The following is a 24,817-nucleotide window of genomic DNA, read 5'->3' as shown; positions in this document are numbered from 1 at the left end:
AAATTATCTGATTGGATTAAATCAAAAAGTTTGATATAGAACAGTATAATCCTCCGATGGAATGGGAGGAGGATCAAAAGAATTGGTTGAAACAGCTATAAAAACTAATTCTTCTGCAAGCAAGAAAACCTGTGTGAATGCCGCTACAAACACGATTTGTGGGGCACTTAATTCACTAACTTTAAGGGTTTGATCAGTTTCAAGCTGAATCAATTCAAACTGATTTTGACAGCATTGATCTTTGCTTTCCTCTTGCTGATTTTGCGAACTGGGAAGATGCTCTTGGCTATCCATATCGCATTCCAAATGCTTGGCAGATAAACCAAAATTATTTAACATTTCAGATCCCATACAGATATGACTGCTCTTTGCCAAGCCAATGTTGGCAAAAAGAAAAAAGGAAGCGATCAATATGGAAAATGTTTTCTTCAACCCTTCAAAGGTAGGTAATTATTAACCACTTGTCAAAAAAATTTAATCTCCATAAAATCAGTTATTTAAGGAGTTGAAATATTTTAAATAATCACCTCCAACAATAGGTTTTAAATGGTCCAAGGTGCCTAAATACAAATAGACCCAAGCGGAAATCTTTATCCCTTCTTCAGAAAAAACTTCCAATTTAAGCCGTTCATAATTTATCCCGGTCTCCAGATCTTCTCCTATACCTTCGTATTCATCTAGCACTTTCAATACTTCATGTTCATTGTGAAGCAGATAGACATCTCCAATAACAGAAACTTCAGGAAGATTACTGTAAGTAAAAACGGGATAAGGACCTAGGTCATACAAAAGACCTTGGCAATAAGCACTTGTGAAAAACTCAGCTGAGCGCGCTAGCAAATCTGCCATGGGATGATCAAATCCTCTCCTTAATGTACCATAGACAAACAAATAGGACAAAGGCTGTTAAATTTTATTTTTTATGGCGTTTGATTAGAACCTCCATAACCTCATCTAATTCATATTCTTTTGCTTCAAGCAATACCAAATAGTGGTACAATAGATCTGCTGCTTCCCCCATAAACAATTCTTTGTTGTCATCCTTGGCTTCAATCACAATTTCCACAGCTTCCTCTCCTACTTTTTGTGCCACCTTGTTGATGCCTGCATTAAAGAGGGAAGTAGTGTATGACTTATCAGATGGGTTTTCCTTTCTTTCTTTGATTACCTTTCTTAATTGATCAATAAAATAAGTTTTGCCTTTATTGCTGTGGGCAAAGCAGGTATCATTTCCAGTATGACACACCGGACCTATAGGATTAACAGTAATTAGCAATGTGTCCTGATCACAGTCCACTTCAATATTTTTAATCATTAAAAAATTTCCGGAAGTCTCACCTTTGGTCCATAAACGCCCCTTGGTCCTACTAAAGAAAGTGACCTTACCACTTTTTATCGATTCATCGATGGCCTCTTGATTCATGTACCCCATCATTAATACCTCTTTCGAAAATTCATCCTGAATGATGGCAGGTACTAAACCATTTACCTTTTCAAAATCAATGTTTATATTTTCCATGCTAATGTATTGCTCAAGTAATTATTGTAAGATCCAAATTGATGAAGATTTATAACATCTTCCTTATATTAACCCCTTTCTCGTTGAGAAAACTCTTAAGTTTGGGAATAGGTATTTCTTTGAAATGGAATATACTGGCTGCTAATGCAGCATCTGCTTTTCCTGCTGTAAAAACATCATGAAAATGTTGCATATTACCTGCTCCACCGGAAGCAATTACAGGAATAGAAAGCATGGATGACAATTCGGAAGTAATGTCATTGGCGAATCCGTTTTTAACCCCGTCATGATCCATGGATGTTAGCAAAATTTCTCCGGCACCTCGTTCGGTAATCTCTTTCGCCCATTCTTGGGTTTTTAGCAAGGTAGGCCTTCTTCCTCCATGTGTATGAACAAAATCAATCCCGTCAATCCGTTTTGTATCAATCGCTACCACAATGCACTGGCTTCCAAATTCTCTTGCCAAAGCATTCACTGCATCAGGGTTTTTAACTGCTGCAGAATTAATACTAATTTTGTCGGCACCGGCATTCAATAACGCTTTCACATCGTCAATGGTAGAAATACCTCCCCCAACAGTAAATGGTATGTTTACCGTTTTTGCTACTTTCGTAACAAGCTCTACCAATGTTTTTCGTTTTTCTACAGTAGCTGTAATGTCAAGGAATACCAATTCATCTGCTCCTTCGTCTGCATAAATTTTGCCCAATTCTACCGGATCTCCCGCATCCCTTAGCTCAACAAAATTAACGCCCTTTACAGTTCGTCCATCTTTAATATCCAGACAAGGTATTATTCTTTTGGTCAACATGTTATTTCTGTGTAAAGCTGCTCAACTCCTCTAAACTGATTTTTCCTTCATAAAAGGCTTTCCCTACAATGGTTCCGTATACCCCTGCTTCATTAAGTTCATCCAGATCACTCACCGAAGCTACCCCCCACTAGCGATTAATTTAATCTCAGGAATTTCTTGCATGATCTCTTTGTAAAGTTCCAAGGAAGGCCCTTGTAGCAAACCGTCTTTGGCCACATCTGTACAAATTACGTATTGAACACCTTTGGAATGGTAATCCTTAATAAAATCTATAAGGTCCATTTCAGTAGTTTCTTCCCATCCTGAAATAGCTATTTTCTTATCTTTAGCATCTGCACCTAAAATCAATTTTTCCCCACCATAGGAAGTGAGCCATCCACTAAACAAAGCAGGATTTTTAACTGCTATGCTTCCTCCGGTCACTTGTTTTGCCCCAAGGTTAAAAGCCAAGGCTATGTCTTCATCGGACTGTACTCCTCCCCCAAAATCTACATGCAAATTTGTTGCCTTACAAATCCCCTCTAACACTTCGGTATTTATGATTCTTTTTGCTTTGGCCCCATCTAAATCTACCAGATGTAGCCTCTTGATTCCTGCATCTTCAAATCGCTTGGCTACTTCGGTTGGGTCAGATGAATACTCCTTTTTTGGTTATAATCTCCTTGTGTGAGCCGAACACACTTCCCATCTATGATATCAATTGCCGGAATAATCTCCATTATAATTTTAGAAAATTGTTAAGAATTTTTTCACCTACAACACTGCTTTTTTCAGGATGACCTTGCATTGCATAATAGTTGTCTTTATGCAACATGGCCGAGAAATCATTGATATAATGCGTAGTAGCTATTGTATATTTTGGGTTGAGTTCTGCATAATAACTATGCACATAATAAACATAGGCCGATTCATCCAAACCCTCTAAAAGTGGGGTTTTTAAGTTCTCAAGATTGTTCCAGCCAATATGAGGCACCTTATTTAAAGGGGAAATTTCTTTACCTTAATGGGGAAAATTCCCAAACATTGGGTATCATATTCTTCAGAATAATCACACAACAATTGTAAGCCTAGACAAATTCCAAAAAAGGTTGTTTAAGTTCCTTAATCAATTTGTCAATCTTTCTTTCCTTCAAGTATTTCATTGCAGTACTGGCCTCTCCTTGTCCAGGAAAAATAACCTTATCCGCTTTCTTTATGGTCTCCCAGTCATCCGTAAGTGTTGCATTCACCCCTAAACGTTCCATGGCATACAATACAGACTTTACATTCCCTGCATTGTACTTAATTACTGCTACTTCCATTGATATCGGCCTTGGCCGCGTTAGTCTATTTATTTTAAGCAAGCGCTAATTTAAAGCTTTTCATGGTAGGGTGGAAGGTTTCACCCCGAAATATCCCTTGGAGGTGGGGTTTGTTAAGTAAACATTCCCCAAATCAGCCCACTAATTTTCATTCTTGAACTTGGAAAAAACAGAGAAATCAATCTGTATGTCTAAAATATCAATTAAATTGCATGAAACATTTAGAATAAAGTTTTGTTTTGAAAAATAAAATTGCGCGGATAATTTCTCAGGTTGGACACCCTTTACTATTGATTCTTGCCTTTTTAATTTATTTTTTATTCTCCATCCACAACCCTGAGAAAGCCATTCTAACCTTTCTTATTATTTTATTTCTAGGCATTTTACCATTGGTTTTCTGGAATTTGATTCGAACAAAAAAAGGATTGTATTCAAATTTCGATGTTTCTATCAGGAGTCAAAGGAACTCGATGTACTTATTTGTTTTGACATCTGCTTTCTTTGTACTTTTAGCATTATGGGCAAATGGGCAACCGGATGCTATTCTTATTGGTAGCGCTATATTGATTCAATTGTTATGCTTGGCCTTTGTCATTAATTTTAAAAGCAAAGTTTCATTACATGTAGCCATCACAATTTTTACGGCCTTTGGTTTTTGGGAAATTAACCCTTGGATAGCCATTGGTTTATGGATTAGCAGCCCACTTATTGCTTGGTCCAGATGGCAACTTAGGCGACATGAACCGATGGAGCTTATCTGGGGGTTATTATTAGGTCTGATTTGTGGAATAGAAATATTAACATTCATTTGACTAAATACCAATCCACCCAGTAATACAAATTAGTGTTCTGATTCCTATTTGTTTTTACTGTATGCATCAAATTTCCCTGCAATATCAGCTTCTAGGTGATCACCTTGATGGACGATTACCCTATACTTTAGGTGGATAGCATCACCTTTTTTCAATTGCGTTCCTTTTTCATCTTCCGGCCAATACATTGGGGTTGGGGAAATAAATCCATAATCCCTAGTAAACCACGGGGAAGGATACCAGTCGTTTGATGGATGTTGCATTAGGGCTAATCCTTCCACTACTTCACCTCTATTTCCATAAAAATCAATCCATGATGAGGGCTTTCCAAAGGTTTCTTTTTCTCCCTTATCCCCTTCTGCATTGATCATAGTCCCCCCATTGACCACATTAAGATCTTGATCCATTCTTGCACTAAATAATGAGTGATTTGTTTTTTCTATGATTACATCCTCCAACATTTCCATCGTAATATCAAAATCAATTTGATAGGCACCATCAGCTGTGGAACTGATCCTAATGGTACGGAAATCTTTGATAGGCGCACTGGCCCCCGGTCTGGTCCAAATACATTCATTAAATATGGTTAGTTCATTTTCCTTCTCTTGTTCAATTTCAGCTCTAAGGGAAACTATTTGCCCTCTATCTAATCCTTCTTGCCAGTAGTTTCCACCATTGACTCGATCACAACCAAAGAATAAAGAGCTATGATGGGGATAAATCCCATTTCGCATACTAGTCACCAATGCACCTGAAGGCCCATTCACAGGGAAAAAGAAGGGGTATTTTTCGTTTTCTGCGAAATGATAACTTGTGAAAAATTGACCGTCAATTACAACATCGATACGGTCACCTATTTTATTGGCTTCAATTTTCTGAGCCAATGAAGACAATTGCACAAATAATGTCAAGCACACTATTAGGAAAGCTATATTTTTCATGTTTTCTTAAATTAGTAAAATACTAAAGTAAGAATTATCATGGATTCAAAAAATCAAGAGTAAGGCATATAATGAATAACAAAAATACCTGCTAATTGAAAAGAAGGCAGAAGGTATTAAGACTTGATGGATTGATCAAGCTGAATGTTATCTATGTATTTGGGAAGTAAAGATTTATGGAATATAAATTTAAACTTATACTCCATAAATCAATAATAAAGCTCTTAGGCCATTCTATCAGGTTTATATAAGAATTATACAAAAACTTACAAAAAAAACATTGGAGAAGTTATAAGCATTACTTCCGGTAGTTCAAGAAGCTTAAAACATTCAGGAAAATTATTCCATCGTTTCCTTTCCTATTTTAGGACTCAGGTAATAGGTAGATCCCAAGGTGTATTCATCTGGATTATCAACTCTAAACCATTGATAGCCGGCACCTTTACCTTGATGTTCATTAAAAATAAACATCACTTCATTACCCATTTTCTTTATGACTTTTGCTTCCGGCTCAAGTACAGGGTAATTGGTAGAACAAGCGGCACATAGAAATAATAATAAAACAAAGGTTGGTACACGATTCATAATAGGGTTATTGAAATAGTTAAAAAGGAATAATTTCAGTAACAAAATCCCAAGAATTACCAGTCAGCAATCATTATTACTGAGCTAGTTAAGGGAATATGTTAGTAAATTTAAATTGGTAGTAATTCAACCGGATAAAGAAACATCATATAATTAATGGATCCTGATGATTCTCCTTGGTTCCAAAGAAATCCGATTGAGGTAGATGTATTTCGTTTTTTATGGTTCAAAATACAGTTTCAAATATATATAAAATATTTTATTAATATAATATTTACACAAATAATTAATTGAAAAAAATCTTCAATATTATTATGTAGTAATTATATTATTTTATCAAGAAAAATAGCATTAAAATTAGTTATGTTCTGTAAATAACTATTTCTACATGATTTAAAGTGTAAAGTATAGAAAGAACTATATGAACCTTAAATCATCGGATCCACGTTTTAGACCACATCTAATTGAATTCAGGCCTTGGAAACAAGCGGGATTTTCCTGCATCCTCTCGTTAATAATAGACTATTTCATCCAAAACAATTTTAATTGGAGATAAAAATCCAGTAATTTTAAGGGGAATAAACATCAAATTAGATATCATGATAAAATCGAAATTATTTTTATTAACCCTCTTACTTACCAGTCTATTTAGTACAGGGAATATGGCTTGCGCTCAAGATGTGAATGAACTGACCGGCCGTTGGGACCTTACAGTAGACATGGATGGTAAAAAAGCACCATCTTGGCTAGAAGTTAAGCTTTCGGGCATAAAGACCTTAGTAGGATACTATGTCGCACACAATGGTAGTGCAAGGCCTATTTCAAAGGTTGATTACAAAAATGGGGAAATAATTTTTTCAATCCCTCCTCAATGGGACAATGCAGATCAAGACATGGAATTTAGTGGCGAATTAAAAAACGGCAAGCTTTCAGGAACCATTACCCAAAGTACTGGTGAAAAGCATTCCTTTACTGGGGTAAGGGCACCATCTTTGGTAAGAGAAAAAGCACCAAAATGGGGTAAAACCATCGAATTATTTAATGGTAAAAACCTAGAAGGTTGGCATGTTGATGGAGATAAAAATCAGTGGCAAGTGATCAATGGTATACTGACTTCTAATTCAGCCGGTTCAAATCTAATTTCAGACAAAAAGTTTGATGATTTTAAACTCACTGCAGAATTCCGCTATCCAAAAGGAAGTAATAGTGGTATCTATCTTCGTGGAAGATACGAGGTTCAAATTGAAGACAACCCAGGCACACCTCCTTCCTCTATTTACTTTGGAGGAATATATGGGTTTTTAACTCCAAATGAGATGGTTGCGAAAGGCCCCGGAGAGTGGCAAACTTATGAAATCACCTTAATTGGAAGAAGAGTAACGATCGTTGCCAATGGTAAAGCCATCATAACGGACCAAATCATACCGGGTATCACAGGGGGAGCCATCGATAGCAATGAAGGTGAAGCCGGCCCAATTATGATTCAGGGAGATCATGGCCCTGTTGAGTTTAGAAAATTTGAAATTACACCTGCGAAATAAGTAGATGAATCAAACCAAAAGATAGGTTAATTTTAGTATTCCCTATCTTTTGGTTAAATTTTATAGCTAAAGTTTTACTTCTCCTAGGGTATAAAAACCCAACCTATTATACCAAAGTTTGGTGATTGTATCTCCTTCCATTAACAAATTACTAAAAAATGAAACGTAGACAATTTATAAGTCTAAGCGCTTTAACCGGCATTGTAGCAGGAACAACATCATCATTGGCAGCCAATTCACCTGTGGAAAACATTAAACCTGAAAAAAGGTACCAACAAGGAGAAAGCCCTTGGCCCATATGCCTTGATACAGCTACAATTAGACCAGCCTCTTTAAGGGAAAAGGTCCAAATTGCAGCCAAGGCAGGATATGATGCCATAGAACCTTGGGATAGAGAATTGGCTGAATACGAAAATGAGGGCGGTAACCTAAAGGATTTAGGCAAAGAAATTAAAGAATTAGGGATGTTTGTACCCAGTGTTATTGGTTTATGGAATGCGCTGCCACCTACAGAAAAAGACTTCAATGCATCACTTAAAGATACCCGTAACAGGATGCGAATGGCTGCAGACATTCAATCTCAGCACATTCAAACCATACCCAATACAGTAGGAGAAAATTACGATCAAAAATATGTTTCCAAAAGGTACCGTGAATTAATAGAAATAGGAATCAATGAATATGGAATAAACCCGGCTTTGGTTTTCGTTAAGTTCTTCCCTTTAAAAACTTTGGGACAAGCAACAGCAGTGGCCATTGATGCCAATCATCCAAAGGCAATGGTTATACCCGACACTTATCACATGCATATCAGTGAAGGGGGATTTGAAGGGCTAAAATTTATTAATGGAGACCTCATTGCCATATTCCAATTTGCTGATGCGCCGGCAAGCCCTGATATAGCTTCATTGGGAGACAAACATAGGGTATACCCAGGAGACGGGATTTTACCTTTACCGGAAATACTAAAAACTTTAAAGGGAACAGGTTATAAAGGCTGTATTTCACTGGAGCTATACAATCCGGAATATTGGAAACAAAACCTGCAAGAAGTAGCTAATACAGGCCTAAGGAAAACCATAGAAGTCATAAAAAAAGCTGGGGTGTAAGCTCTCTTTTTATAAGAAAGAAGCAAATAATCGGTCGGTAGCAATCTTTAAAATTGAATCCTTGAAACTATCTAATAGCCCATTATGCCATCTAGATTAAAAGGATTCCCAGAACAAGGTGTAGTTAACAGTTCCACCTTTTTCATTTTAATGAATGTAAACTAAAAATAAATTAGAACCATTTAATTCTTAAACAAAATAAGCACTAGGTGTAGATTGTATCTACACCTTTTTATTTAATAGGAGTATTTTTTATGGAATTCGAATAAGGATGAATGTTGCCTATATAGAGGGGCCTATAGGGATAAATAGTTTGGCTAAGTGATCGCATAAAGTTTATTTCAAAAGCTTGAACCTTACGTTAGCGTAGCGTTCTTAAAAAAGTTAGGGGACATTAAGCAGGTATATTTAAAAAAGAAAGACCTTGAGAATGTCATAGTCTAAAAGAAGGGTATGATCCCGATGAAATAATAGCACTTCTCCCAGGTGTAACCCCAGTACCATCGGCGCTGTAGGGCTGACCGCCGCGGCGGATCGGGATGGAAGAGGCTAATTGAATAATGATTTATTTTAACGGAAAGGATCAAAACCAATCTCATTCCATGAATGCTATCTAGGCGAATCTGAGTAATCTGTAGAAATATTTCATCTTTACGGTGTAATTGGGCATAAAAAAAGACCCTTTAGATTGCTCTAAGGGTCTAAAAGAAGGCGGCGACCTACTCTCCCAGGTGTAACCCCAGTACCATCGGCGCTGCAGGGCTTAACTTCTCTGTTCGGGATGGGAAGAGGGGTCCCTCTTGCGCCGGGCCGCTTCAAATCTTGTGTTCGCTTTTAACTGCTTGTTCCTTAATTTCTTTACTTTTTATAAATGTTGTTAAGTTATTTTGACATTGTCTTGTGGAAAATGCAACGTAGCAAAGACGTTCAAGTTGGGCGATTAGTACTGTCATTATGTCATTTCTGACTTTACACCTACAGCCTATCAAACGTCATCGTCTCTGACGGCCCTGTTTAGAAGTCTCATCTTGGGGCGAGTTTCGCACTTAGATGCTTTCAGCGCTTATCTCTTCCCGACTTAGCTACCTCGGCGGTGCAGTTGGCACTACAACCGGTACACCAGTTATTCATCCATCCCGGTCCTCTCGTACTAAGGACAGCCCCCCGCAGACTTCTCACGCCCGCAACAGATAGGGACCGAACTGTCTCACGACGTTCTGAACCCAGCTCGCGTGCCACTTTAATGGGCGAACAGCCCAACCCTTGGGACCTTCTCCAGCCCCAGGATGTGACGAGCCGACATCGAGGTGCCAAACCTCCCCGTCGATATGAGCTCTTGGGGGAGATCAGCCTGTTATCCCCAGAGTACCTTTTATCCTTTGAGCGACGGCCCTTCCATTCGGTACTCGGATCACTTATACCCGTGTTTCCACCCTGCTCGGCATGTACGCCTTGCAGTCAAGCTCCCCTTATGCTATTGCACTCCACGCACGGTTACCAAGCGTGCTGGAGGGAACCTTTGGAAGCCTCCGTTACTCTTTTGGAGGCGACCACCCCAGTCAAACTACCCACCAAACAATGTCTCCTACTTGAGGGGATTAGACACCAGGCACACAGAGGGCCATTTCCAACGGTGGCTCCTCAAACGCCTAGCGACGCCAATTCACAGCCTCCGGCCTATCCTACACACCGTGTACCTGATGCCAATGTTAAGTTGCAGTAAAGGTTCATGGGGTCTTTCCGTCCTGTTGTGTACGCGGCATCTTCACCGCGACTACAATTTCACCGAGCTCATGGCTGAGACAGTGCCCAGATCGTTACACCATTCGTGCAGGTCGGAACTTACCCGACAAGGAATTTCGCTACCTTAGGACCGTTAGTAGTTACGGCCGCCGTTTACCGGGGCTTCAGTTCAACGCTTCTCTTTACGATAACGTCCCCCTTTAACCTTCCGGCACCGGGCAGGCGTCAGGGCCTCCCGGCACGATCTTACGATTTCGCAGCCATGTGTTTTTGATAAACAGTCGCCTGGGCCTTTTCATCGCGGCCTGCCTAACCGAAGTCAGGCGAGGCGCCCTTCTCCCGGGAAGTTACAGGGCCATTTTGCCGAGTTCCTTTAGCCATGATTCACTCGAGCACCTTGGGATACTCTCCCCAACCACCCGTGTCGGTTTGCGGTGCCGGGCGAACATACGGGCTAGCGCTAGAGGTTTTCCTCTTGCAAGCTCTTAGGACTACTATCCAATTGAACCGAAGACGCTTGGTACCTACCAGGTCTTGGCCAAGACTGTTAATTTCGACATGGCAGTCCAAATACCTACACCCTTTAACCCGGTATTCCGTCACTTCCGGCGGGTCTTTCAACACTCCGTCACCCCGTCACCTGTATGTTCGGTATGGGAATATTAACCCATTTGCCATCGGAATCCCCCTTCGGGTTATCCTTAGGTCCCGACTGACCCTGATCCGATTAGCGTTGATCAGGAATCCTTGGTCTTTCGGTGTGGATGTTGTTCCCATCCATTATCGTTACTTATGCCTACATTTGCTTTTCCAGAAACTCCACCGGACATTACCATCCGATTCACTTGTCGTTGGAATGTTCCCCTACCATCCCGATAAATCGTGATCCTTCGCTTCGGTACCGCACTTGATGCCCGATTATTATCGACGTCTGGCTGCTCGACCAGTGAGCTGTTACGACTTAGCGGAACACGGTTTTCCAAGCTAACCTCCTGGCTGTCTCTGCAGCTGGACCGCCTTTGTTCAACTTAGCGCGGATTTTGGACCTTAGCGGTAGGTCTGGGTTCTTCCCCGGACTTGGACCTTAGCACCTAAGCCCTCACTGCCGGTTCTATATGATGGCATTCGAGTTCGTCAGGATTTGGTAGGATGTGACTCCCTAGTCCTATCGGTAGCTCTACCTCCATCATACAATTCCCGACGCTGTCTCTTAAAAAATATCGGGGAGTACGAGTCATTTCTCAGTTTGATTGGCCTTTCACCCCTACCCACAGCTCATCCGGAAGCTTTTTCAACGCTTATCGGTTCGGTCTCCACTCTGCTCTTACCAGAGCTCTCCAACCTGGCCATGGGTAGATCACCGTTTGCTATGCGTCTACCCCCACTGACTATAACGCCCTGTTCGACCTCGCTTTCGCTGCGGCTCCTCCTGTTTACAGGATTAACCTTGCCGGTGAGGAGTAACTCGTAGGCTCATTATGCAAAAGGCACGCCGTCATCCTGACAAAGTCAGACCTGACCGCTTGTAGGCGCACGGTTTCAGGTTTCTGCCACCCCGTTATTCACGGTACTTTTCACCTTTCCCCTCACGGTACTCGTTCACTATCGGTCTCTAGGAGTATTTAGCCTTACCGGATGGTGCCGGCAGATTCAACTGGATTTCTCCTGTCCCGGCTCTACTCAGGATACCCGCCTTCTAAATTAAAATTCCTCTACAGGACTCACCCTCTGCGGTTTGACTTCCCCAGCCAATTCGAGTCTCCTAATTTAAAATTATGCAGGTCCTTACAACCCCATATATGCTGTAACATAAATGGTTTGGGCTATTCTGGGCGTCCGCTCGCCGCTACCGGACGGAATCACTATTGTTTTTCTCTTCCTGCGGGTACTTAGATGTTTCAGTTCCCCGCGTTTGCCTTCCTTTCGGAATATCCCGATAAATCGGGATGGGTTGCCCATTCCGACATCTGTGGATCAATTGACTAGCCGATCCCCCACAGCTTTTCGCAGCTTGGCACGTCCTTCTTCGCCTCCTAGAGCCTAGGCAGCTTCGTACGCCCTTGTTCACTGAACTCATCTGATGCTCCTTTGCTAGCATCAAATGTTCTTTATTCTAAATATATCAATCACTCTCGCAATCAATACACTTTACATTGCATTTTCCACTCAACATGTCAGTGAACTTTTCGTCAACATTTACCAATGACAAGTGTGAAGGTGTTAGACTTAAAAAACAGTAATTCTATAGTGTCTTTCCAGAAAGGAGGTGTTCCAGCCGCACCTTCCGGTACGGCTACCTTGTTGGCGATTCTAGCCCCAGTTACCGGTTCTACCCTAAACTATTCCTTGCGGTTACCGTCTTCAGGCGGTCTACCCGACTTCCATGGCTTGACGGGCAGGGGTACAAGGTCCGGGAACGGTCTACCGCGCCATGGCTGATGCGCGATTATTGGGGCGATTCCAGCTTCACGGGGGTCGGGTTGCGCGGACCCCGATCCGAACTGAGACGCACTTTTAGAGGTTGGCTTCACGTTGCCGTGTCGCTACCCAGCTTTCGTATGCGCCATTGTAGCACGTGTCGCCCCGGGCGTAAGGGCCATGATGACTTGACGTCGTCCCCTCCTTCCCTCCGCTTGCGCGGCAGTCTTGTCAGAGTCCCCAACATTACTTGATGGCAACTGACAATAGGGGCTTGCGCTCGTTGCGGGACTTAACCCAACACCTCACGGCACGAGAGCTGACGACAGCCATGCAGTACCTTGTTTCAGGTCATTGCTGACTGACACATCTCTGTATCATTCCTTCACATTCTAGCCCGGGTAAGGTTCCTCGCGTATCATCGAATTAAACCACATGCTCCACCGCTTGTGCGGACCCCCGTCAATTCCTTTGAGTTTCACCGTTGCCGGCGACTTGCATCACTTAACGCTTTCTGCTTGGCCTCGCTACGTAATGTAAAGCGAGTGATCATCGTTTACGGCGTGGACTACCAGGGTATCTAATCCTGTTCGCTACCCACGCTTTCGTGCCTCAGCGTCAGTTTATGGCCAGTACAATGCTTTCGCTATCGGTGTTCCTTATGGTATCTATGCATTTCACCGCTACACCATAAATTCCATGTACCCCTCCATAACTCAAGCTAACCAGTATCAACGGCAGTCTCTCGGTTGAGCCGAGAACTTTCACCGCTGACTTAATCAGCCGCCTACGCACCCTTTAAACCCAATAAATCCGACAACGCTTTCTGCACCCTCCGTATTACCGCGGTTGCTGCACGGAGTTAGCCGGTGCTTATTCTTCTGGTACCGGCAATTTCCTCGCAAGGCTTTTTCTTCCCAGATAAAAGCAGTTTACAACGCAGAACGTCTTCCTGCACGCGGCATGGCTGGTTCAGGCTCTCGCCCATTGACCAATATTCTACTGTTCCCGTAGGAGTCTGGCCCGTAATTCAGTGCCAGTGTGGGGGACCTTCCTCTCAGAACCCCTAAGGATCGTCGCCTTGGTGAGCCGTTACCTCGCCAACTAGCTAATCCTACGCATGCCCATCTGTTACCACCCGAAGGTTTTAATATAATCACCATGCAACGATTATATACTATGGAATATTAATCCGAGTTTCGGGCTATCTCCCCTGTAACAGGTAGGTTGCATACGCGTTACGCACCTGTGCGCCACTCTCATTCATCCCGAAAGATGAAATCCCGTACGACTTGCATGTATTAGGCCTGCCGCTAGCGTTCATCCTGAGCCAGGATCAAACTCTCCATTGTAAAGTTTGTTGTGACTATCTAATCCCGAAAGATTGATATGTCTATTATTCCGTGACTCTATGAATTATTTAGTCTGTTTCTTTTATTATGTCTAACATCACTTCAAAGAACTTTTATTTCAAGCGAAATCTCTCTTATGATTCCGTTTTGATTCCCGTTTTTGTCAGATCGTTTTCTGACTGTTTCGTTATGTATGCAAAGATAAATAAAATTTTGGGAAACTTGCAAAATGTTTTTGAAAATAATTTTTGAGAACCTTTATTCTCGCTTTTTCTTACTTTCGTTCCCCGCTTTGGGATGACAAAGGTGCACTTTCTTTTTTTAATTTACAATAGAAAAGTGTCTTTTTTTTAAAAACTTTTTTCACCATATATAAAGGTAAAAATCAATGCTACTATTTCAATTTGTGACCTCGCCAGGATTCAAACCTGGAACCTCTTGAGCCGTAATCAAGTACTCTATTCAGTTGAGCTACGAGGCCATTTCTTTTAAATGGAATGCAAAGGTAAAGAATAAAATGAATAATACAAAGCATGAATTGAGAGAAAAATGAAATGATTTATATCTACTTATTAATTATATTTTAAGAATAATTAAGATCAACAGGCAATCAAATCAAGCATTATTTCCTAATTTAGCCGTTCGATAGGTTAAAAAATATTTGTTTTCATGAAAAGACTTTCCATTATATCCTTTATTTTATTGATCACTTTTCAGCTTCAAGCCCAAGAAAAGGAACGTTCACCTATAAGTGGCAGACCAAACATTACCGGGGACTTGTTTCTGGATTTTGGATTCAATATGCTAAATAATAGACCTGAGGATCTAAATACGCGTTTTATCGCATCAAGAGTATTTAATGTATACTACCAGACACAAATCCCTTTAGGTGAGAATACAGGTTTTACTTTCAACCCCGGCATAGGCCTCGGCCTTGAAAAACTCGCCTTTAAAGATGGGATGACTTTGGTCTCCGACCCAGACAAATCTGTTAACTCAAGTATGCTCACATCCATTACTAATGTATATGGTCAAGATGCTAGTGTATCTACCAATACAATGGCTTTAAATTATTTTGACATTCCGCTAGAGTTTAGGTACCATGTAAATCATGATGACTATGACAATGGAATCCGTGTAGCTGTAGGTGGTAAAATAGGTTTGTTATACAATGCGCATACTAAAATTGCCTATACCAATGGGGATGGCTTAGAACAAAAAATTAAAAACTCGCAGAATTACGGCCTAAATCCTATCCGTTATGGCGTTTATACCAGATTAGGGTTTCCCGGTTTTAATGTTTGGGGATATTATGGTCTCAATGGAGTCTTCGAAAGCAACCAAGGCCCATACGGAACAGAATCTACTCAATTCAATTTTGGTGTTTCAGTAGCCTTGTTTTAGAAGGGATAAATTCTTAACATATATATAAGGAGTGGATATTCAAATCCACTCCTTTTTTTATGTCATTTGACGAGTAAGTGATAATAAACCGGAAAACAAATCCCAAAACCTAAAATAAAGCCGGCGTAAACTTCCGAAGGACGGTGGGCATTTAAATACAATCTAGCAGTTCCAATCAAACCACTTAATACGATTATCAATAAGAAATAATAAAACAGAGGCTCTGAATTGAATCTTATTGACAAAACCGAAACGATGGCAAGCCATCCTCCCATGGCAGTCTGATGAGCACTAATTTTCCAAAAAATGGTTATCAAGGTTAACAGGATTAAAGAAATTGTCACCAAACCAAGGGTTACGATTAGCAACTGGTCAATATTAAGCTTCCAGTAAAAAAGGCCAAGGTCATACTGTAAAAAACAGAAACCAATGCAAAAGGATAAATACGTTCCTTTCTTTCAGGCAACTGTAAACTATTGATTACTTCTGAAAACCTCAAGCCCACCAATCCAAGTAGTGGTACCATAAATGTAGAGAAACTGATCAATAGTAATACTGCCCACTTGGCTCCATTGGGTACAACGGTTGCTTCCGGTACCATATAGAATAAGGTGACCACCATTAAGGTGGGAATTACCAAAGGCTGAAAAATTACCGATATACCTAAAGCTAATTTTCTGTACACTATAACTCTTTTCTAAGCCTTGCTACCGGTATTTGTAACTGTTCCCTATATTTTGCCACTGTTCTTCTAGCGATATTGTACCCCTTTTGGTTCAATAATTTAACCAATTTATCATCCGAAAGTGGCTTTTTCTTATCCTCTTCATCAACCAGCTTATTCAACACACTTTTCACCTCTCGGTTACTTACATCTTCTCCCCCATCTGTGGCGATACCTTCAGAGAAAAAATACTTTAAAGGAAACACACCAAACTCAGTTTGAATGGCCTTGCTATTGGCTACCCTGGAAACAGTAGAAATGTCCATGTCTATTTTTTCAGCAATGTCTTTCAGAATCATTGGACGCAATTTGGTTTCGTCACCATCAAGGAAAAAATCATGTTGGTAATCCAAAATCGATTGCATGGTGCGCATCAAAGTCTGCTGTCTCTGCTTAATGGCATCTATAAACCATTTAGCGGAGTCTAGTTTTTGCTTTACAAACGAAACTGTTTCCTTGAGCTTTTTGTCTTTTTTATCACTCTTATCATAGGCATTGAACATCTCAGAATATGACCTGCTTACCTTAAGCTCGGGCGCATTCTTTGAATTCAAGACAATTTCAAATTTTCCATTGACATTATTAAGAATAAAATCCGGAATGACATAATGGTTTCTTACCATACCATCAGATACTCCACCGGGCTTTGGATTGAGCCTGGTAATGAGCTGAATCACTTCCTTCAATTCCGCCTCTTCTATTCCTGCTTTTTTAAGTATCTTGTCATAATGCTTTTTTGTAAATTCCTCAAAACATTCTTGAACCACAAAAATAGCTTTTTTTAGCAGGGGATCTTCCTCTGTATTTCTTCGCTCCAATTGAATAATCAAACATTCCTGCAAATTTCTTGCAGCAATACCGGGAGGGTCAAAGGTTTGAATTTTGATAAGTATTTCTTCTACCTCATCAAGATCTGTTTCAACGTTTTGACTAAATGCTAAATCATTGATAATGGCCTCTAAGTCTCTCCTTATATAACCATCATTCTCTATACTCCCTATTAACTGCTTACCAATTAATTTTTGGGTATCGTTTAATTTCAAAAAATTCAATTGAGAAAGTAATTGCTCATGAAGCGATGTATAACTGGAAAGAGGCATGTCCCTCTCCTCATCATCCGGGGAATAATTTCCATCCCCTTGCATCTTGTACCCTCCATACTCTTCATTCAGGTAATCCTCTATATTAATATCCTTGTCATCTTTGGTTTCAGAAACATCCGAACTGTCTGCAAACTCCTCGGTCGGATTTTCAGCTTCCACGTCCTTCCCCTCCTCTAAGGCGGGATTAATTTCTAACTCTTCTTCTATCCTGGATTCAAGTTCAGCTGTAGGGACCTGCAACAATTTAATGAATTGTATCTGCTGAGGGGATAATTTCTGAGATAATATCTGGTTTAAATTCAGTTTCTGCATATATTAAAACCTATTACGGTATTAAGTTATTTCCATCTTGTGTTCAAATAAACTCAATTGGAATTCAAATTTAGGAAATAAGATCAAAATTTTGATAAAAAGCTTATTATATCGTTTTTTTGCATTCAAATTAAATGTGCCCCCTTTTGGGTTTTTTCTTTATAACAAGGTATCGTCATGTCATTTAACAAAAGAATTAAAATAAAAGATTTACTGGAGAACCCTACTCCGGATGAAAAAGCAACCCTAATGGGTTGGGTTAGAACCAAAAGGAGCAACAAGCATGTAACTTTCATAGCGATTAATGACGGGTCTTGCATCCAGAATTACCAATGTGTAGCCGATCCACAATTAATTTCTGAAGATATTCTTAAGAAAGCAAATACCGGAGCCTGTTTAAAAATCACAGGTACAATTGTTCATTCTCAAGGGTCAGGACAATCGACAGAAATTCAAGCTAGCGCTATAGAAGTATTGGGAGAAGCTGACCCGGAAAAATTCCCCATCCAACCTAAAAAACACTCCCTTGAGTTTTTACGGGAAAATGCACACTTAAGAGTAAGGACCAATACCTTTGGTGCCATCTTCCGCATCCGTCACCAGCTTTCTTTTGCCATACACCAATACTTTCACAACAAAGGCTTTGTCTATATACACTCTCCTATTATCACTGCTTCTGATGCAGAGGGTGCAGGTGAAACCTTTCAAGTAACTACATTGGACCTAAAGAACCCTGCAATTGACGAAGCCGGACAAATCGATTTTCAAGAAGATTTTTTCGGAAGAGCCACCAACCTAACTGTTTCCGGACAATTGGAAGGAGAACTTGCAGCTATGGCCCTGTCCGAAATTTACACCTTTGGCCCCACTTTTAGGGCTGAAAACTCCAATACCACCCGCCATTTGGCAGAATTTTGGATGATTGAACCTGAAATGGCATTTTATGATGCTGAAGACAACCAAAATCTAGCAGAAGATTTTCTTCAATTTGTCATAGGCTATGCTTTGGAGCATTGTAAAGAAGATCTTGCTTTCTTGGACAAACGTGCTGCAGATGAAGACAAGGTGAAAAAGCAGACCAACGTAGTGAACTGGGCTTATTGGAAAGGCTTTCCTTTGTTACCCAAAATGAATTTGTGAGAATTACATATACAGAAGCCATTGATATATTAAAGGCCTCAAAGCCCAATAAAAAGAAAAAATTTGCCTACCCTATAGAAGACTGGGGAACAGATTTGCAATCTGAACATGAAAGATTCTTGGTGGAAAAGCATTTCAAAAAACCTGTCATCATCACTGACTATCCGAAAGAAATCAAATCATTTTACATGAAATTAAATCCGGATAACAAGACTGTAGCAGCCATGGATATATTATTTCCGGGAATCGGTGAAATTGTAGGAGGGTCTCAAAGAGAAGAAAACCTCGACAAACTAACCCAACGCATGGATGAATTGGAAATTAGCAAAGAGGAAATGTGGTGGTACCTCGATACCAGAAAATTTGGCACAGCTCCCCACGCAGGATTTGGCTTAGGATTTGAAAGACTGGTGCAGTTTGTCACAGGAATGGGAAATATCAGAGATGTAATTCCTTTTCCTAGAACTCCCGGAAATGCAGAGTTTTAATAGGATAAAAATATAGAATTAAAGTTTAAGAGGCTCAGAAATCAATTTTTGAGCCTCTTTTGTGTATTAAATATCTTAATCATTAGGAGCATAATTTATTCCAATACAATTAAAACATTAATGAACAGCTATTTGATGCGGTAGAATCAAAAGCTTCTTCGTTACCTTTCAATTCTACATCTATTTAAATTTTCGACAGGATAATTCTTCTTGTGGAATAAATAACTGATATTAGAAAGGTATTGCCTTGTCTCAGAATATTTTTAAGCATAAGGTTTGCACAAATACCGCTTGAAGATGAAATTTACTTCTAATCATTACTCTCCCTTGAAACAATATACCCATGAACCCATTTACAAATTCCATTTATAGTCGTTTATTCTGGAGAAAAGCAAATAACCTTTTGACTACTATTATTTCAGCCAACAGTTTAACTGGTAACATAATTAACAAAAACTCAAGGGTTGGCTACATTTACTCCCTTTCAATTATCCTTTTATTCGCTGCTTGTAATGGTAAAATTGAAAACACAGAAGAAAAATCAGCCACAGGCATCCGGCCTTGGTCAGAAAATCCCGGCTATTGGGAATACAAAGGAAAACCGTTACTCTTGCTAGGTGCCTCAAACAATGACAATTTATTTCAACTTCCAAATTTGAAGTCTCACCTAGACAGCATCGCTATGATTGGTGGAAATTATGTCAGAAATACCATGAGCGATAGGGATGAAACTGATGAAAAGGCCTTTCTTAAAAATGAGGATGGAAAGTATAATCTTGAACAATGGAATCCCATTTACTGGCAAAAATTTGAAGACCTATTAAAACTGGCCCAAGAAAGGGGCATCATTGTTCAAATAGAGATCTGGGATCGTTTTGACCATGCCAGGGAACAATGGCAAACTGATCCATTCAATCCCAAAAACAATATAAATTATACTTATATAGAAGCTAAGTTGGATAGCCTCTATCCTGATCATCCGGGTCAAAACAAACAACCCTTCTTCTTCACTCCCCCAGCCTTGAAGACAATCAGTTGCTTTTAAAATACCAGCAGGCATTCGTTGAAAAACTGCTTTCCATTTCTTTAGATTTCAACAATGTCCTTTACTGTTTGGACAATGAAACAAGTGGAAAGGAAGAATGGGCCACCTATTGGGCAGCATTCCTGAGGGAGAAATCAGGTGAAAAAACTATTGTCCTAACAGAAATGTGGGACCATTGGGACCTGAAATCAGCAGAACATAAAAGGACATTAGACCATCCGGAGCGGTATGATTTCATAGACATCTCCCAAAACAGTCATCAAACCGGAGAAATAAATTGGCACAATGCACAATATGTCTTCAATTACATCAAGAGCAATCCCAGACCGGTAAATTCGGTTAAAATTTATGGTAGTGATGCACATGGAGCATGGCTTTCAAGAGGTATTACTACCCAACATGCTGTGGAAACATTCTTTAGAAATATTTTAGGTGGCTTTGCTTCCAGTAGATTTCATAGGCCTCCACATGGATTAGGATTAAGTAATCCGTCCATACAAAGCATTCGAACCATAAGAAAGATAGAAGAAAAGGTGAAATTTTGGGACTTAAAACCCATGATGGATCGTTTGTCAGACAGAGTGGAAAATGAGGCTTTCCTAATAGGTAAGATCGATGAAACTTACCTGCTTTATTTCCCTTCAGAAGGAGAGGTGAAATTAGACTTGAACGCACACAACAAGGAGTTTAAAATGTCTTGGATAAACTTAAAGAATTCAGAATGGGAAGAGCCCATATTGCTAAAAGGTGGGAATAAACTTTCAATCAAAACACTGACAAACGCAGGAAGCCTGGCATTGATACAAGCAAAATGATCCTATACAGCTCTTAAGAGGAGGAAAAATGGCATTTCCCTTTGTGATAAAATCAATTAATCGGAAAAGAGAATAAAATTGGCATCCTTTATGCAATATTTCGCTATAATTCTTATATTGATTACTTGGAAACATTCTTAAAATACCTGAAAGTTGAGGCCATAGGAGGTCATATTATTAGAATATCTCTGGCCTGTCTGCTATTATTTGGAGGCTTCACAAAGCTAAAATTAATAGGAGCATTGGAGTACAACCTATTTTGGTCAATAATTTTGGCAGCAATCGAAACCTTTGCTGCATTTGGACTGATTATTCATTACAAAAAACCTGTGATTGGTATAGCTGCCGGAGTATTGGCTATATTGTCAATCTTTTTACGGGTTGTTTTTTCTATAGGCTGGGTAAGAGATCATATTTTACATTCTCAATCTTTTTTAGATGCGTTTGGCGCCATTCTAGGTGTTTATAACAACGGTCTTTTTCATATAGCCCTTTTATTCGGAGCAGGTATTTATTGTTTGGGCAATTCCTATAAGGCCTATATCAAAGAAAGAATTACCAAACCCTGGCCACATTAAGGTTAAATTATTAAAACAAGGATTTTATTCAATAATTGATTCTTGTTTCCGGATTAGCCGGCTATCAATATAAAAGCATCCTTAATTCGGATGCTTTATTTATTTCCAATATTGAAACTTACAGTCATTCTCAGGGAAACTGCACAAAATAGCAAACTGCCAATGGTAGCTATTTCATGAAATTGGCTAATGCTAAACCCAAGCTTTTACTAGCTCAAAAACAGACTAAATTATCAATCTTCTAAAAAGCCCATGTCAGGTGTATATAAAAGATTATCTGCTTCAAAATCGTATAAAGTAAGTTCACGAAGCTCATAATAAGCCATCCAATACTCCCTCAAGGATTCCACATAACTTCTTCTATTTTGATCTTTTTCTTGCTGTGCTATGCCTAAATCTGTTATTGTTACATTGCCACTTTGGTACCTTCTGAATGAAATCTCATAACGTTTATCTGCCACTAAATCAGAGGTTTTTGTGATTTCTACTCGGTGTTTAAGCATAATAAAGTTCCTCACCTTAGTAAAAATTTCTTGTTCAAAATTGATGATTTCCTGCTCAATTTCAAATTCAGTCAGTTTTTGATTGGCTTTGGCCATACTCATCCTGGCCTTATTCCTGCCCCAGTCTAGAATTGGAACATTAATACCCAAACTTACCAAGGCTTGGGTATTTGGATTAGTGTATATGCCTGACCACATAAGGTCTGCTTTATTGTAACCATAGCTAGCATTCAAATTCATTTGAAATCTTTCTCCTTTTGCTCGAGCGATATTAGCTTCAGCTTCTGTTCTTTGCCTCTCAAACCTGATCGCATCCGACCTGTTTTGGAAAGCATATTCTATGGCCTTTTGAACGTCGACATCAAAATCAGGAATTTCACTTGGCAATACTAAATTTAGTGTAGTGTTTTCATTCAAACCAATATAAGATTTTAGAGATAAGGAGGATGATTCCATATCCAATTTTGCCTGGGCAACTCCTTGTCTGGCTTCAAGTACCTGCAATTCTACCTGAAGTAATTTATCTTCATAAGTAGTCCCTATATTGTACCTGCCTTGCTCAATTTTTAGTATGGCCTCTGAGTTTTGTAAATTTTTAGTTTGGATGTCCAAATTCACCTGGGCTACGAGAAAGTTGAAAAACATTTGGGTTACGTTCCTGCTAATCTGCTCCATTTCTTCAACATATTCCCGCTTACTTTCCTCATATATGATGGGTTCAATTTTTTTATCCCACTTATAGGGGTTGTAGGCAAATATTGGTTGGTCCAAACGAATGTTTACAGGCACACCATTCCATCGCGTTTGGTTTTCATTGTCCGAAGCAAGAAAATTATCAAATCTACTTGTTGAACTATTTACAGATAATCTACCTCCTGTAGGGGCTATTACCTGCCTCAAGCCCAATTCAAGATCAACTAAATTTTGCCTTACTTCCCTAAACTCAATGGTTCCATCAGGTTGGGTTACGTTAGTAAATGATTGAGAGTAACTTGGGAGTGTGCCTTCTAAATTCAATTGTGGGTTATAAGCAGCTTGAAAGAATCTATAAGACCAATAGCTGTTTTCCCTTCTGGTATCAGCGTTTAGGGCAGCTGGGGATTGGTTTTTTGCCCTTTCAATAATTTCTTCAAGTGTATAACTTACCACTTCTTGGGCAGAGGCAGAAAAAATAACCTGAAAAAGAAGGGCAATTGTAATTGATAAATATTTTTTATTCATAACGCAAAGAAGTTATAGGGTCTTGACTTGCAGCACGCTTTGCCGGGGTGATCCCAAACACCAATCCAACAGTGGCCGCTACACCAAAAGACAAAACGATGGAACTTAAAGTAATCACAGTAGGGAAATCAGCGAAGGTCGATACCAAATGTGCCAAAACCACACCTAATATAACACCTAACACCCCTCCAGTTACACTGATCATAATTGACTCGAACAGAAACTGATTTACAATATCGTTCTTTTTTGCTCCCAACGAAAGTCTTAGGCCAATTTCTTTTATTCTTTCCATCACAGAAGCCAACATGATGTTCATTATCCCTATTCCTCCCACTAATAGAGAAATACCGGCGATTGCTCCCAGGACTATATTAAAAATATTCTGAGTTCTTTGTTGCTGTTTGAGTAAAAGTTCAGGGATGGTGATCTCAAAATCTACCACATTAAAATGTCTCCTCTCAAGCATTTTTGCTAAAACCTCTGCCGTTGGATTTAAGAGTTCACTTTCTGAAACTTGAATTACCAATTTATCAATTTGGTGATAATTACCGGAGCTATTACTATTAGAATCATTTAACCTTGATTCTGTGACCAGATCTCTGTTCCGATAACGGATCAACATGGTTTGAATAGGAATATAAACATCCATATTAAAATCCCTTATCCCTAATTTAGAGATACTGGATTCAGAAACAAGCCGCTCTTCAAGGATTCCGATGACCTCCAACCATTGGCTCCCGCTCTTTATTCGTTTGCCAATGGGGTTTTCATTGGGGAAAAATCTGGCTGCCACATTTCTGCCAATGATACAAACAGGGTTTCCTTCCACAAGATTCTTCTTACTGAACATTCGCCCCTCTTTCAATTGAAAATCCAACACATCAAAATAAGCTACATCCACTCCTACTAGTTTGGCAGAACGGCGAATACCACTTTTGACAATATAAGTGTCCATGACAATTTCAGGACTAATGCGATTGATTCCGGGAATTACATTTTGAATGGCTTGGACATCTTCCAGCTTTAAGCCCGGAGAGAATTTACTTTTCTCCCGTTCCATTCCATTGTCTTGGTCTACCTGCTCTTCAATCTGCTCAACAATAGGTTCTATGACAATATTATTTACCCCTACCAGCTTGATTTGCTCCATAATTTCCTGCTGTGCTCCAGTGCCGATCGCCAACATGGCTATTACCGCTGCTACACCGAAAATAATTCCTAAAGCAGTCAATAATGATCGAACCTTATTGGCCAATACAGCCTCGAAAGCAATGTAGAAATTTGCTAATAACCTTTCATTGAACATAAATCTTGGTTGGTTTTTTTAAGGAGATTGATATAAATTAAAA

General features: G+C 39.6%; 18 protein-coding genes, 1 tRNA gene, 3 rRNA genes and 3 pseudogenes. 8 read left to right on the top strand and 17 right to left on the bottom strand.

Features of this window, described 5'->3' with window-relative positions; translation table 11 throughout:
• Nucleotides 1-21: 21 nt before the first annotated feature.
• The 6 genes and pseudogenes from WG932_RS26955 to hisH form a co-directional block, all read right to left on the bottom strand.
• Nucleotides 22-432 carry an HYC_CC_PP family protein gene (locus WG932_RS26955; RefSeq protein ID WP_483085972.1) on the bottom strand — a complete coding sequence of 137 codons (411 nt, stop codon included), beginning with the start codon at nucleotides 430-432 and terminating at the stop codon, nucleotides 22-24.
• A gap of 57 nt (nucleotides 433-489) precedes the next feature.
• On the bottom strand, nucleotides 490-900 hold the full coding sequence (locus tag WG932_RS26950; RefSeq protein WP_483085971.1) for a gamma-glutamylcyclotransferase family protein: 411 nt from the start codon (nucleotides 898-900) through the stop codon (nucleotides 490-492).
• 13 nt (nucleotides 901-913) lie between these two features.
• Entirely contained in the window at nucleotides 914-1,519 is a 606-nt protein-coding gene (hisIE, locus tag WG932_RS26945; RefSeq protein ID WP_014020799.1) for a bifunctional phosphoribosyl-AMP cyclohydrolase/phosphoribosyl-ATP diphosphatase HisIE, read from the bottom strand.
• A 49-nt stretch (nucleotides 1,520-1,568) separates the two neighbouring features.
• Nucleotides 1,569-2,330, bottom strand: a complete 762-nt coding sequence (hisF, locus tag WG932_RS26940) for an imidazole glycerol phosphate synthase subunit HisF (protein WP_483085970.1) — start codon at nucleotides 2,328-2,330, stop codon at nucleotides 1,569-1,571.
• Between the two features lies 1 nt (nucleotide 2,331).
• A pseudogene (gene hisA, locus WG932_RS26935) lies at nucleotides 2,332-3,052 on the bottom strand (1-(5-phosphoribosyl)-5-[(5-phosphoribosylamino)methylideneamino]imidazole-4-carboxamide isomerase).
• Nucleotides 3,052-3,634 (bottom strand): annotated as a pseudogene (gene hisH, locus WG932_RS26930) (imidazole glycerol phosphate synthase subunit HisH). Before hisH ends, hisA begins: the two co-directional pseudogenes overlap by 1 nt.
• A 239-nt stretch (nucleotides 3,635-3,873) precedes the next feature.
• On the opposite strand from hisH, the gene WG932_RS26925 reads away from it, so the two are divergent.
• Nucleotides 3,874-4,446, top strand: a complete 573-nt coding sequence (locus tag WG932_RS26925) for a hypothetical protein (RefSeq protein WP_483085969.1) — start codon at nucleotides 3,874-3,876, stop codon at nucleotides 4,444-4,446.
• 44 nt (nucleotides 4,447-4,490) lie between these two features.
• Here WG932_RS26925 and WG932_RS26920 read toward each other — a convergent pair whose 3' ends face one another.
• Nucleotides 4,491-5,387 (bottom strand): DUF6807 domain-containing protein, encoded by an 897-nt coding sequence (locus WG932_RS26920; RefSeq protein WP_483085968.1) that lies wholly within the window; start codon nucleotides 5,385-5,387, stop codon nucleotides 4,491-4,493.
• Nucleotides 5,388-5,726: 339 nt separating this feature from the next.
• A complete protein-coding gene (locus WG932_RS26915) occupies nucleotides 5,727-5,972 on the bottom strand; it encodes a hypothetical protein (RefSeq protein WP_014020793.1) in 246 nt (81 codons plus the stop codon).
• Nucleotides 5,973-6,571: 599 nt separating this feature from the next.
• On the opposite strand from WG932_RS26915, the gene WG932_RS26910 reads away from it, so the two are divergent.
• The gene (locus WG932_RS26910) at nucleotides 6,572-7,513 is read left to right on the top strand and encodes a 3-keto-disaccharide hydrolase (protein ID WP_483085967.1); all 942 of its coding nucleotides are present in this window, start codon (nucleotides 6,572-6,574) and stop codon (nucleotides 7,511-7,513) included.
• Nucleotides 7,514-7,671: 158 nt separating this feature from the next.
• Entirely contained in the window at nucleotides 7,672-8,622 is a 951-nt protein-coding gene (locus WG932_RS26905) for a sugar phosphate isomerase/epimerase family protein (RefSeq protein WP_014020791.1), read from the top strand.
• Between the two features lie 706 nt (nucleotides 8,623-9,328).
• On the opposite strand, the gene rrf is transcribed toward WG932_RS26905, so the two are convergent.
• The 4 genes from rrf to WG932_RS26885 all read right to left on the bottom strand — a co-directional run bounded on the left by rrf (nucleotide 9,329) and on the right by WG932_RS26885 (nucleotide 14,616).
• A 5S ribosomal RNA gene (gene rrf / locus WG932_RS26900) occupies nucleotides 9,329-9,440 on the bottom strand.
• 104 nt (nucleotides 9,441-9,544) lie between these two features.
• A 23S ribosomal RNA gene (locus WG932_RS26895) occupies nucleotides 9,545-12,439 on the bottom strand.
• A gap of 185 nt (nucleotides 12,440-12,624) precedes the next feature.
• A 16S ribosomal RNA gene (locus tag WG932_RS26890) occupies nucleotides 12,625-14,135 on the bottom strand.
• The 16S, 23S and 5S rRNA genes sit together here with 1 tRNA gene alongside, the layout of an rRNA operon.
• 407 nt (nucleotides 14,136-14,542) lie before the next feature.
• Nucleotides 14,543-14,616, bottom strand: a tRNA-Arg gene (locus WG932_RS26885).
• Between the two features lie 188 nt (nucleotides 14,617-14,804).
• On the opposite strand from WG932_RS26885, the gene WG932_RS26880 reads away from it, so the two are divergent.
• A complete protein-coding gene (locus tag WG932_RS26880; RefSeq protein WP_014020790.1) occupies nucleotides 14,805-15,539 on the top strand; it encodes a porin family protein in 735 nt (244 codons plus the stop codon).
• 62 nt (nucleotides 15,540-15,601) lie between these two features.
• Here the strand turns inward: WG932_RS26880 and WG932_RS26875 are convergent, their stop codons facing one another.
• Genes WG932_RS26875 through rpoN form a run of 3 tightly spaced genes read right to left on the bottom strand, consistent with a single transcriptional unit; the run spans nucleotide 15,602 to nucleotide 17,678 of the window.
• Nucleotides 15,602-15,856 (bottom strand): phosphatase PAP2 family protein, encoded by a 255-nt coding sequence (locus WG932_RS26875; RefSeq protein WP_483085966.1) that lies wholly within the window; start codon nucleotides 15,854-15,856, stop codon nucleotides 15,602-15,604.
• A 44-nt stretch (nucleotides 15,857-15,900) separates the two neighbouring features.
• Nucleotides 15,901-16,224, bottom strand: a complete 324-nt coding sequence (locus tag WG932_RS26870) for a hypothetical protein (protein ID WP_483085965.1) — start codon at nucleotides 16,222-16,224, stop codon at nucleotides 15,901-15,903.
• On the bottom strand, nucleotides 16,224-17,678 hold the full coding sequence (gene rpoN, locus WG932_RS26865; protein WP_014020788.1) for an RNA polymerase factor sigma-54: 1,455 nt from the start codon (nucleotides 17,676-17,678) through the stop codon (nucleotides 16,224-16,226). The genes WG932_RS26870 and rpoN overlap by 1 nt, the downstream gene beginning before the upstream one ends.
• A gap of 177 nt (nucleotides 17,679-17,855) precedes the next feature.
• On the opposite strand from rpoN, the pseudogene asnS reads away from it, so the two are divergent.
• The 4 genes and pseudogenes from asnS (at nucleotide 17,856) to WG932_RS26845 (ending at nucleotide 21,744) form a co-directional block, all read left to right on the top strand.
• Nucleotides 17,856-19,306: pseudogene (asnS, locus tag WG932_RS26860) on the top strand (asparagine--tRNA ligase).
• Nucleotides 19,307-19,649: 343 nt separating this feature from the next.
• Nucleotides 19,650-20,351, top strand: a complete 702-nt coding sequence (locus WG932_RS26855; protein ID WP_483085964.1) for a hypothetical protein — start codon at nucleotides 19,650-19,652, stop codon at nucleotides 20,349-20,351.
• Nucleotides 20,342-21,166: a hypothetical protein gene (locus WG932_RS26850; RefSeq protein ID WP_483085963.1), complete on the top strand. Its 825-nt coding sequence runs from the start codon at nucleotides 20,342-20,344 to the stop codon at nucleotides 21,164-21,166. Before WG932_RS26855 ends, WG932_RS26850 begins: the two co-directional genes overlap by 10 nt.
• 125 nt (nucleotides 21,167-21,291) lie before the next feature.
• Complete coding sequence (locus WG932_RS26845; RefSeq protein WP_014020785.1) at nucleotides 21,292-21,744, top strand: hypothetical protein; 453 nt, start codon at nucleotides 21,292-21,294, stop codon at nucleotides 21,742-21,744.
• 233 nt (nucleotides 21,745-21,977) lie between these two features.
• Here WG932_RS26845 and WG932_RS26840 read toward each other — a convergent pair whose 3' ends face one another.
• Nucleotides 21,978-23,468: a TolC family protein gene (locus WG932_RS26840; protein ID WP_149393481.1), complete on the bottom strand. Its 1,491-nt coding sequence runs from the start codon at nucleotides 23,466-23,468 to the stop codon at nucleotides 21,978-21,980.
• The gene (locus tag WG932_RS26835; protein ID WP_149393480.1) at nucleotides 23,461-24,774 is read right to left on the bottom strand and encodes an ABC transporter permease; all 1,314 of its coding nucleotides are present in this window, start codon (nucleotides 24,772-24,774) and stop codon (nucleotides 23,461-23,463) included. Before WG932_RS26835 ends, WG932_RS26840 begins: the two co-directional genes overlap by 8 nt.
• Nucleotides 24,775-24,817 lie beyond the last annotated feature (43 nt).

This window comes from Cyclobacterium sp. SOCE241, assembly GCF_056867545.1.
Note: the sequence above shows the minus strand (reverse complement) of the source record. Positions and strands in the feature narration are given on the sequence as shown.